Annotated in this window: 10 protein-coding genes; 7 read left to right on the top strand and 3 right to left on the bottom strand. The window is 34.7% G+C overall.

Annotated elements, in window-relative coordinates:
• Position 1: 1 nt before the first annotated feature.
• Positions 2-391: a hypothetical protein gene (locus IPH84_10555; protein MBK7173648.1), complete on the top strand. Its 390-nt coding sequence runs from the start codon at positions 2-4 to the stop codon at positions 389-391.
• Between the two features lie 150 nt (positions 392-541).
• Here IPH84_10555 and IPH84_10550 read toward each other — a convergent pair whose 3' ends face one another.
• Positions 542-835: a transposase gene (locus tag IPH84_10550; GenBank protein MBK7173647.1), complete on the bottom strand. Its 294-nt coding sequence runs from the start codon at positions 833-835 to the stop codon at positions 542-544.
• Between the two features lie 13 nt (positions 836-848).
• Between IPH84_10550 and IPH84_10545 the strand changes: the two genes are divergently transcribed.
• From IPH84_10545 to IPH84_10530, 4 genes are all read left to right on the top strand, one after another.
• On the top strand, positions 849-2294 hold the full coding sequence (locus IPH84_10545) for an RHS repeat-associated core domain-containing protein (protein ID MBK7173646.1): 1446 nt from the start codon (positions 849-851) through the stop codon (positions 2292-2294).
• A gap of 9 nt (positions 2295-2303) precedes the next feature.
• A complete protein-coding gene (locus tag IPH84_10540; GenBank protein MBK7173645.1) occupies positions 2304-2789 on the top strand; it encodes a hypothetical protein in 486 nt (161 codons plus the stop codon).
• 205 nt (positions 2790-2994) lie between these two features.
• Positions 2995-3261: a transposase gene (locus IPH84_10535; GenBank protein ID MBK7173644.1), complete on the top strand. Its 267-nt coding sequence runs from the start codon at positions 2995-2997 to the stop codon at positions 3259-3261.
• A gap of 41 nt (positions 3262-3302) precedes the next feature.
• Positions 3303-3695, top strand: coding sequence for an IS3 family transposase (locus IPH84_10530; protein ID MBK7173643.1), 393 nt, complete (start codon positions 3303-3305; stop codon positions 3693-3695).
• A 3-nt stretch (positions 3696-3698) separates the two neighbouring features.
• Here the strand turns inward: IPH84_10530 and IPH84_10525 are convergent, their stop codons facing one another.
• Positions 3699-4211, bottom strand: a complete 513-nt coding sequence (locus IPH84_10525) for a hypothetical protein (GenBank protein ID MBK7173642.1) — start codon at positions 4209-4211, stop codon at positions 3699-3701.
• 133 nt (positions 4212-4344) lie between these two features.
• Here IPH84_10525 and IPH84_10520 point away from each other — a divergent pair, with 133 nt between their 5' ends.
• Both IPH84_10520 and IPH84_10515 read left to right on the top strand, forming a co-directional pair.
• Positions 4345-5607, top strand: a complete 1263-nt coding sequence (locus IPH84_10520; protein ID MBK7173641.1) for a T9SS type A sorting domain-containing protein — start codon at positions 4345-4347, stop codon at positions 5605-5607.
• A 33-nt stretch (positions 5608-5640) separates the two neighbouring features.
• Positions 5641-10014, top strand: coding sequence for a T9SS type A sorting domain-containing protein (locus IPH84_10515; protein MBK7173640.1), 4374 nt, complete (start codon positions 5641-5643; stop codon positions 10012-10014).
• A gap of 351 nt (positions 10015-10365) precedes the next feature.
• Here IPH84_10515 and IPH84_10510 read toward each other — a convergent pair whose 3' ends face one another.
• The gene (locus tag IPH84_10510) at positions 10366-12024 is read right to left on the bottom strand and encodes a T9SS type A sorting domain-containing protein (GenBank protein ID MBK7173639.1); all 1659 of its coding nucleotides are present in this window, start codon (positions 12022-12024) and stop codon (positions 10366-10368) included.
• Positions 12025-12044: the final 20 nt, after the last annotated feature.

The following is a 12044-nucleotide window of genomic DNA, read 5'->3' as shown; positions in this document are numbered from 1 at the left end:
CATGAAAAAATTACTACTCATAGGAGTATTGAGTTGTCTTTTTATATCTTGTAATCCAATTTGCAATGAGGATTCTGAGTTTAAAGAATTCTATTGTAATAAGTTAGATTCAATTTCTGAATATGGTAAGTTATTTGATACTGATAGTGCTGTAATTTTATCCGAAGAACGATGGCACAGATTTTTAGATATTTCTGAATATCTTAAGTTGCTAACTAGTTATGAATTGAATTATAAGATAATCGAAGCACCCATTTATGAAAATCAAACTCTATTAGAATCTGATATATGTTATTTAGAACATTGGTATAATGATAATAAATGTGGAATGACAATAGCAAAGGCGGATAGTATTGTGAGTATCAGGAGAAAGAGGCTAAAAGGAAATTAACAAAAAACTTCTCTGTTATCCGTAGCAAAGCTAAGCGGTCGAAAGAGTCCCAAAATAAGAAAAGCAAGCAGAAAATTAAAACTCCAAGCGAAAGCCTGGTGTTTTGTAAGCCTACGGTGAACTACATCTTTCCCAACACAAGGATAAAGGCTATATTTGCTCGGGCAGAAGTTTGTGCAGTTGATTTGCTGGATAATCGGAGATAATTTCGAGGGTGCGTTTTAACCAATCAAAAGGCTCCACGTTGTTTATTTTGCAACTTGCTAATAATGAATATAAAATAGCAGCCTGCTGTGCAGCTTCGTGTGATCCGGCAAAGAGATAATTCTTGCGTCCTAAGGCAACCGGGCGAATGCTGTTTTCGAAAAGGTTTTTATCGATAAGGAATCTGCCATCTTCAACATACCGGGCTAAACGTGGCCATAGATTCAGTATTCTCAACATAAAGCGAAATGGCTTGCTATATCCTAATTCATCTCCTGGTACAATCGACCAACTAAAGTATTATTATGGCAATAAGCTTATTGCAGTCAATGATGATGTTGCAGGAAGTAATTGGGATGATTTTACAGATAATGGGCTAATAATAATCCCTAACCCAAACATCCCTGATGAATGGGAGTTTAAGTATGATAATAACGGAAATCTGGTGTCAGATAAAAATAAGGGAATCATTAGCATAAATTATAATCATTTCAATTTACCAATTTCTATCAACCATGCAGAAGACAGCCGAGTTGAGTACCTTTATGATCCGCTCGGAAACAAACTAAGACAATCTTATTACAAAAGAGGAAGAATTGAAAAGACAACAGATTTTGTTGGGAATTTTGTTTATGAGAATGGCACTCTAGCTTGGGTGATGAATAATGAAGGACGAATTGTTGAGATGGAACGAGAAAGCTACTCACCGGAATTTCACTTAAAAGATCACCTGGGAAATGTTAGGGTTGTGCTCAAACCTGTAGAACACGAAGTACTTGTTCAACAGGTAAATAGTTATTATCCATTTGGTTTAAATATAAAAGGTCTCACTGCTAATGCTACAGATATACTTCATAAAAATGAGTATCTTTATAATGGCAAAATGCATCAGGATGAAATGGGGTTGAATTGGTTGGATTACGGAGCCAGGTTTTATGATCCCGTACTGGGGAGGTGGCATAGCGTGGACCCCAAAGCAGAAAAGTACAAATTTTTAAGTCCTTTTAATTATTGTACTAATAACCCGATTAGATTTATCGATCCAAAAGGAGAAGAAATTGCTGAAGGTTCAATGGATGAATGGAACAGAAGAAAAGGTGCGGTTGAAGATAAAAAGAAATCACTTGAAAAGAAATATGATAATGCTAAAAGTGAAAAGAAAAAGGAAAAAGTCTTAAACAGGTTGAATGAGTTAAATTCCTCATTAAATGGAATGGCCATGATGGAGGATAGCAAGGATTTTACTTTTCATTTAAATTCTGATGCTATTGAACCAAAATTATCCACAATAGACAATAAGAACATTAATGTAAATTATGCAGGATCAACAAGTTCATTTGTTCATGAATCAAAACATGGAGAACAATTGTGTTTAGGTGATCTAAACTTCGCTAAGAATTCTAAAGGGAATTATGAACAAGGAAACAAATATGGAGTATCTGACGAAGTTGATGCTTACAAGGCTGAATTTGCTTTTAGTAACAATTTGATTTTTAATTATTTTGATCCTAATAGCAAAGAAGCGTATAACCTATCAAAGTCAAAATCAAATGATGATCTTTATCACTATTTTGATGTACAAATTAGAGACTTTAATAGTATCAATCCTGCCACTGTATCAACAATGAGGGAAAATGGGAAATTGTTGTATCCTAAAAGCGAAGATAAAAATAAGTCAATTGAATGGAAAAATAACTAAGTACAGAACATGAAAAGAACTGCATTAGCATTGTTTTCGATTACTCTTCTTCTTCTGGGATGTGGGATTTCGAATGAAATTCCTATTACAGAAAATACGTATAGGTTTGTGGATGATTATCGTGCGATAGATATTGAATTCCATAAAAATGGGATGTGCGCTTGTGATATTTCCGGAAGAGGTGGAGGGCTTGATCGTAGTTTTGCTTCAAAAGGTAAATGGGAATATATTCTTGCAAATAAAGTACTTATCTGTCTACCATATGATGATGATACAACTATAATGAAAAATATTAAAATGATAGTTGGTCAGGAAAATGGTCAACCCAATAAAGAATTTGATTGGTTATATATACGAGAAATAGATAATTACAATCCTGTATTTCCTGTGCTTTATTATGATACTATTACTTTCGAGCAAACTAACAAACGACTTTCGATCAAAGGATTTGAATTTAAAAGGACAAAGTATAAACATAGTTATGAATACAACTAAGGGTTTGGTATTTCGTGATCCCCCGCTATCCGTAATGTTCCAAAAAATTAAATAATAACTATAATTCCCCGCGAAAATTGGTCAGTGATCTAAGATAGAATTTTCACCTAATTTTATTGTCATAAAAATGTAAGTTTCCCCGGAATTCGGCCATTTAAAATTAGAGTAACCCCAAAACTACTAATTTTAAACAGCTAAATATTCTATGAAAAAGACAAGATTTACAGAGACCCAAATTGTTGCAATCCTGAAGAAGCAGGAAGCAGGAATGAAAATAGCTGATATATGCAGAGAGCCTGGTATTAGTGATGCTACTTTTTACAACTGGAAAACCAAATATGGCGGATTGGAAGTTAGGAATGTCAAAAGGCTTAAAGAGCTTGAAGCAGAAAACTTTAAACTTAAAAAGATGTATGCAGAGCTGAGAATGGAGAATTACGCATTAAAGGACTTAATATCAAAAAAGTTGTAACGCCTGAGGAGCAGAGGGAAGCAACCAGTTTTCTGGTTGAAATGCATGAGATCAGTGTTCGTCAGGCGTGCAAAGCAGTTAAGTTACCACGTTCAACATATTCTTATCAGGCAAAGCCAAACATAGATACTGATGTGATCCAGGAACTTGGCAGACTGGTAGATGAACATCCAGCAATAGGGTTCTGGAAAAGCAACCACCGACTGAGAAGGCAAGGAAAAGGATGGAATCATAAGCGTGTTTACAGGGTGTATACCCAAATGAAATTAAACATTAGGCGTAGAGCAAAGAAAAGATTACCAGCAAGAGTTAAACAGGCATTGTTCCAACCAAGTGCAACTAACCAGACTTGGTCCATAGACTTCATGATAGATAATTTATGGGATGGCAGGCGTTTCAGGTTACTGAATGTGATCGATGATTATATTAGTTGATCCTTATTGATCGACATTTTTCAATGTTCTGGAGAGTTGGATATTTGCCAATACCATTTTAGGGGCCGGAAAGAACCACCGAAAAATGAAGACAAAAAATTCTTTCCTCTTCATCCTCATCCATTTCATCATATTATAAGCAGAAGCTGCTAATAATGTGTTGATTCCATCACCGGCAGTGCCTTTGAGGTAATTTCTCATTAATCTGTGATCATGTTTCAGGTGAGAGATTAAGCCTTCTATTCCGGCCCTGGATCTACATCGGGCTTCTCGTTGTTTTTTCAAGTAGTAACTCTCTTTTTTCATAGGATTAGGCATCACTATCTCGGTAATACCAATCATCTTCTTACCTCTGTATCCCCGGTCCACGATTGCTTTACGGATTTTACCATCTGTAATTTCACGAACTTGATCCAGTTGCGGTTCGAGTGTATGGCCATCAAACATATTTCCTTCGATAGCCAAAGCTCCGACGATAATACCGCTTTTGCGAGTGTAGCCTGGAAAAATATTCACATTTCGTTTTTGTAATCAATGCATCAAAGAATCAATATGTTTTTGTTACTTTATTTTTCTAATTCTAAGTAAGAATTTAGAATACCTCTATTTATTGCTAATTTTGAAGTCACAAAAAATAAAATATATTGTTATGATAAACTATTCAAGATTAAGTTTTATACTTCTACTTTTATTTTATTCATACGATTTGTCTTCTCAGAATTTTTGGCAACTCTTAGGCTCTTGCGATACCGCTACACTAAGAGGAATAAAAGTAGATTCTTTTGGACGAATCTACATAGGATCTATGGATTCTGATTATGGCGGATTTTTTAGAAGTGACGATAATGGTCAAACTTGGCAATCTAAAAGCAATGGAATGCAAAGTGGTTTTTTTAGAGCACTCACATTAGGAAACGATAGCAGTCTTTTTGTTTCAAGTAGCTTAGGTGTTTATCGTTCAATTGACTTAGGGGAGCACTGGCAATTGATGTATGATGCTTCAATGGATTTAGAGCATAATTCCATCGAATTTGGTTACGATAGTGTGCTTCTCTTAGGGGGAGGCAGAGACAAAGCAATTTTGAGATCGGTCGATGGTGGCGTCACATGGGAAAATGTATTAAATCTTTACAATCCATTGTACTACGAGTATATTACTGATTTTATTTTCGGACCTAACCAGGTAATATATGCATGTTCCAGATTTACTTACAATTGGAGTAATAATAACCCCAAAGTTTATTATTCCACAGATAATGGTAATACCTGGTCAGTTTTTTTTGATCCATATACTGAATGTGGTTTTGAAACAATTGAATTTGATAACCTGGGCCGGCTACTAATAGGTGGATGGGGTGGAATTTACCGCTATGATTTTTCTACAACCATTTGGGAACACATTAGTCTTAACACTATAGTTAGTGATATCTTTACTGTTTCAGATGGTAGAATATTTCTTGCTTGTGACCCAAGTGCTGGTGGATGGGGAGGAGTATTACAATCTGTAGATTCTGGAAATACTTATTCCTTACCACTTAACAGTGGATTAAATAGTTTGAACGCACAAATGTTCGCTTGTGATTATATTGGAAGATTATTGTTGATATCATGGAATTTCATATATTATAGTAATGATACAATTTTTACTCCAGTGCCTGATTTGACTGAAGAAAACATTTGTTCTGTAACTTGCTATCCAAATCCATTCAAGGATTATATTATATTTCAATCCAATATTAATGATAATACAAATATCGAGATATTTAAAACTGATGGCAAATTGATTCAGAATTTTGTTTTAGGACCTTATCATGAACAGAAATTACCCACGGAAAAATTTTTAACCGGCTTATATATAGTTTCGATAGAGGTCGAATCTAATAGATATTATATAAAACTCATTCATTATTAATCCCTTTAGTGTTAAATTCCTTAAAGCTTCATCATGAAAACAACTAAATTACTAAAACACTTTTTAGTATTAACTTGCATTGCAATATCTGGTATTCATGCACAATCCCAAATTGTTACTTCGACATCAGGGTATCAACCAAGTGATACCTATTATGAGTCATTACCTATTATGACTTTATCTCCTCAGTCTGCATCTGTTGTACTTCCAAATGAAGTTGATAATTCAACCAAGCCATATTATCCTCAAAAAGATAATTCGACTTCTGTATATGTTTTTGACCAATATCCAGGTGCTTCGTGTCAAAGTGTATCCAGTATTTGGAGCACATTTACCTATGAAATTAATCGCTTAAGAAACCTTACCTCTAACCAACAGACAACTCGTTATGCTCCATTCTTTTCCTATAATCATTTAAATCATGGTTTCAATAATTGGGAGGGCTATACTCAACTAGAAATTGTACATAGTTTTCTGAAGCAATCAGGTGCAATGACTGATTTTGAATTCGACGGTCCACAAAATTATGACACATATGATGCATGGCGTTGGCCTAGTGGTTATGAATTGTACTATAATGCTATGAAAAATAAGCTAGAAAGTGTATATAAATTTGATATGAGCATTCCTAAAGATTACTCTGGAGATCCAGCAGTCGAATTCAAACTTGAACAAAATCTTCAACTGATGAAAATTTATCTTTATGATCACAATGAAAACACTCCCAATAATGGAGGTATAATAACTTATGGTGTCACATGTGAATCAGGTACTGTACTGCTGAAATATCCTAGTGCTCACATTAATGAAAATGTAATGTATGAAACAAATTATGAAGCTGGTGGAGGACATGCTATGGCAATTGTTGGATACTGCGAAGATGTTCAGTTTGACTGGGGAGGAGCAGTTGGGGCAGATGGAAAAATCACTGGAGATGGAATTTGTAGAAACAATTATGATAATAATCTGGATGGGATATATGATATGCAGGACTGGGAAGTTGGAGCAGTTAAAGTTTATAATTCCTATGGTTTAGATTATGATCATGATGGATATAGATGGATGCTATATTCAACATTACCTTTAATTACAACCAGCTACCCAATTGGTCCATATTGGGGAAATCACGAGTTTTGTGCATTAAAACCAAAAATGGTCAATGAGCCACAAGTTGTTTTGAAGGTTGAAATCGAAGCACGGTATCGCAATGATTTAAAATTAGGATGTGGTTCAGCGCCACTCGCAAACTATGGAACATACTCTGAGTCATCACCAAATTATTATACAGGTTATATTAATGATGGCGGAGACAATTATATTCAAGGTAAAGATGCTTCAGGAAATGATCTTGTTGATCCAATCAAGCTACTTTTTGATTATAGTTATTTTTATCCTAATAATGATTATGGGAAAGTATTTTTGATAAACGAAAAGAATACAACAAATGATGGTAAGATAAATAGTTTATCTCTGGTCGACTATAGATGGGGAGAGGAATTCGAATTGCCTTATGAGGGGGTTACTCCTTTCTCAATTGGTTCACCTTTAGCTGCTGGAATAGAATATGACCTGATTGTTCAAGGTCCATTAGCACCTGAGATTGACCAAAATACAACATTTGAGGCTAATATGGTGTCAAGGTTTAACCCCACCGTCTCCAATAATACTACATTAACTGTTAATCCGGGAGTAAGAATCGATATGTATAATAGTACTATTACATGTAATCCAGGCAGCACTCTTCAACTTGGTGATAATGTAATTTTTAGGGCTAGGAGGGGTACTAATAAAATTCTCATCTATGGAACTATTCAAGCAGGTTTGAATATTAAATTTGAGTCAAATCCAGGTGCAACATTAGAAGTGATTTATGCAAATGCTTCATATGAAGCACTTTTAAATCAATGTGTGTTTGAAAACACAAATCTTACTATTCAGGCTGGTACCTTGACAGTTCAAAATTCTACTTTTTATCTAGGAGAGGAAAACAAAGTTATTGTTAAACAAGCATCAAAACTAAATCTAGGTAATTCTCTACTCACAAAATCAGGAATTGGTCAATGGCGTGGAATAGAGGTCTGGGGAACTAGTTCATGCCATCAATTCTCAATAAATGGTTTAGTAGAACAGGGCTCAATCGAATTGTTAAATGGTTCAGTGATAGAGTATGCTTATAATGGTATTACTAATTGGGAACCAAATAATTATGATGCTATTGGGGGAATTATTAAAGCAAATGGTACTGCCTTTAGAAATAATCGTAGAGCTATCGAATTCGTAAAGTACAGAAATTTTAATCCAATTTCTGGCCAAGAAATGGATAATATTAGTTCTTTTACTAATTGTACATTTGAAATAAATGATGATTATCTTTCAAATGCAGCACCATACTATTCTCAGGTTTCAATGTGGCATGTAAAAGGCATAAAATTCGCTGGTTGTGATTTCGTAAATAGTAGAACTAACAACATATCAGGATATGCTATACATTCGATTGATGCTGGTTATCATATTTCCGCCATTTGCATGTCAAATATCATACCATGTCCTCAAGCCGATTTAGATAAAACATACATCAAAGGATTTCAGTATGGAGTACATGCATCTAACTCAGAAACATCCTATACTGTTGATGTAGAAAATTGTAAATTTTCAAATAATGGTTATGGAGTATTACTTCAAGCAGTAAACAATGTATCTGTAGTTAAAAATAAATTTGAAATAGGCACCGCTCTAGATTGTTCCAACTGGGGATATGGCATAGTTATGAATGGATGCAGTGGATATGCTATAGAAGACAACACATTTGTAAAAGTGAATTCCACTCCAAATGCTTCGTTCTCTGGGATTGAGATAGTCAATTCGGGACCTTCTTATAATGAGATATATCGAAATACCTTTCAAGGAGTGACTGTTAGTTCTCTGGCTGATCTTCAAAATTCATCGATACCCGCTCATACCCTTCCTCCAACTGGTCTTACTTTTCTTTGCAACACAAATATTGAAAACAAATATGATTTCTATGTTACGAATAAAAAGGAAACTACTATCTCTCCTTATCAGAAAAGCGGATCGTTAGCTGCAGGAAATAGTTTCTCCTCAAATGCCAACATCAATTTTGATAATGGTGGAGGATCAAAAGTATTTTACTGTTATGCCCCAGGCCAAGATCCATTTACTTATTACGGATTGCAGTTGATACCTACAACAAATATTAATTCTTGTCCATCTCATTATGGAAGTTCAGAAATGAACAATATTATTCTAAACTCTAACGTGTTAATTCAGAAAGAGCAAGAGTTTGCAACAGGATTCTCAGCATATAATAACGTTAAAGCTGTTTATCAAACATTGGTAGATGGTGGAAGTACTGCTAATACAATTGATGAAATTCAAACTACTGCATCGACAAACATGTGGGAACTTAGAAATGATTTATTAGGAAGATCTCCTCATTTATCACAAGAAGCCCTCCGTGAAGCTGCAATAAAAACTGATGTACTGCCGGAATCAGTTCTTTTTGAAATTCTTGCAGCTAACCCAGATGAAATGCGAGATGAAAAATTTCTTGATTTCCTTAAATCAAAAGATATTCCTCTTCCTGAATACATGATTGAGCTTCTCAGAGAAATAGCAGGCAATACTTCATATAAAACTATCATGCAAGAACAACTAAATCACTATGATTATCAAAAAACAGTAGCGGCAAATGATATTTTGAGAAGTAAACTTAATGATGATGAAATTGATCAATCTGGAATTCTAAACTGGTTAGACAATAAAGCTGACCTCTATAGCCGGTATGAAATGATTGATACCTGGATACAATGTGGTAATACATCAGCTGCGATGTCTCTGCTTAGCCAAATTCCTGAATTATACTCATTGTCAGAAACAGAAATAATTGACTATCAGAATTTCAGTAATATCAAAAGTTTACAAATTGCTATGAAGAATTCAAGTAGGAATATAATGCAAATCAACAGTGAAGAAATAGAAGTACTTTCTGCGATTGCTGCAACTAATCTTGGGATAGCATCAGGACAAGCCAAAGGTATTCTAGAATATGCAGTTGGAGTAAATTATTGCCATTGTACACCTTTGGACGATGCTCTAAAACACTCATTTGTTGTTCCTTCTAATCATTCATACCAGCAGGAAAAAATTGAAGTAAAACTGTCTCCAAATCCAGCAACTACTTGGTTAGCATTCGATTATATTTTACCTGAAAAGGTTTCTTCAATAGAAATAGAAATTACGGATGGACAAGGCCGTCTCATTGATAAAATATCCTTGGCTGGTAAACACGGTCAAAGGATACTTGATACAAGATCATATACTCCGGGTATTTATTTCTATAAAACAAGTAAACACCAAAATGTAGCTGGTAAATTTATAGTAAAATAAATAATTTGTGAACTTTATATAATCACGGAATGGCCTAGGTTGTTCCGTGATTTTTATTAATATTGAAATAGCCCAGAAGAAGCTTGTTTTGTTTTAAAGACATAATTTACAATAGGTTAGCATAAAATATGCTTAAGAAAGATGACCATAAAATCGGTGTAAATTCAAAAAGACTTATGGCTGGGTGGTCTAATGAATATATTTTTAATGTCCTAAATTTTTAATACGTCGCCCCTGTATAAAATATATGCGTTTATTGTAAGATAATAGATAATCTTTATCTTGAAAAATGTATTTTTTGAAAAGTTGATAGAGTTGTTTATTTCAGGGTATATACAATAAATATCAAATTTATTTTTTGAAAAATTTCTTATAATTTATCACGCCATGGTAATTAAGTTTTAAAATATACATACCTGATGGTAAGGTGCCAATGGTTAGGATAGGTTGTTGACCTGTCAACATCTGACTCATTAGATGTTTACCTGTGTAGTCAAATAACTCAGCTTTTGTTTCTGCCCCTTCAAATCGTCGTGATAATTCAATAGTGACATAGTTATCAGCTGGATTGGGCCAGATATTTATTAGATTGTCTAAATCTAATAGCTCTGTTATTCCTATATAATTTGTAGTGTCTTTTATACTACTTACCCATACATAATGTTCCTTTTCAGGATCATAACAGTTAATATCTCCATTATTTCCAAAAATAGTGTTGACAGCTAACATATAATCTTTATCATTGACTTGCACAACACCATTGTTTATAAATTCCCTCTCAACACTACCAATACACCGATTCCAAAGCAGGTTGCCATTTGTCCCGTTTACTTTTAACATCCAAACATCTTCACTAAGGGGGTAAAGATACGGGGGATTGGCGTGAATTCCAGTAACATCGCCATTTCTGGACCCAGTTTGTCCAAACACCACCAGGTTGCCATCGGAAGTTTTTAAGAGCTGTAATGGAAAATCGTCTCCCGAGCCACCATAACATTTTTGCCAAATTAAGTTTCCGTTAAAATCAATTTTACGCAGCCATAAATCAGCAGTTTGTCCCCCCTGGTTGTTATAACCCAAATGATATCCCGCGCCTTCAACAGCGCCATCACTTGTAGAAGCAAATCCCCCAATTATATACCCGTCATTCACTTCAAGAGCATTGGTGAAGCCAATATGATCTGTAGCTCCCATACATTGCTGCCATTCAATATTACGTGCAGAGTCCAGTTTTACTATTACAGCCCTTCCAATTGATGTTGAGTGCAAATTTGGATCACATAAAATATTCCCATTTGAACCAGGATTACACATCAAAGGTATTAAATAACCGTTATCCGAGGTTTGAATTGGTGAACCTCCAAAATCAGCACCTTCAGTACCCAATGTAAAATCCCAATCAATTGAACCTAATGAATTAATTTTTAATAACCAAGCATCAAAACCACCATAGCTCACATTAACATCTCCACCATTACCAACAGTATTTACACGAGTTATAAGCCCTAAATCATTTGTCACAATACAATCGGATCCATAACCGTATATAGGGATTGGATTTCCAACGACCCTGTCCCAAATCTTATTTCCAGATTCATCTATTTTAATAAGCCACAGACCGCCATCTGGTAAATAGGGTGGTATAGTTGCACCACCATCAGCGGAGCCGGTACTACCAAAAATATAATAGTTTCCACTATCAGCAGAACAAATGTTTTCTGCATCTTCATTATCCGAGCCTCCAAAATATTTTTCCCATAAGAAATTCCCTATAGAGTCGATCTTTACAAGTCGTATATCGGTCTCCATCATATCCCCAGGCTGAATGATGTTGCCCGTTTCCACAAGTGATAGAATCATATAACCATCACCTGTTGAAACAATACTTGGTTCATAAGAATTAAGTTCATATCCGGACTGGTAAAAACATCCCTGCCAATTGAATTGTATGTGTTGAGAAAAAGCAAGATTGCATGCAAAAAGCGTCACGAGCAAGAAAAAAGCTTTCATTGAAAAAATTGTAAATGGGT

The organism is Bacteroidales bacterium (assembly GCA_016707785.1).
Taxonomy (GTDB): Bacteria; Bacteroidota; Bacteroidia; order Bacteroidales; family UBA4417; genus UBA4417.
Note: the sequence above shows the minus strand (reverse complement) of the source record. Positions and strands in the feature narration are given on the sequence as shown.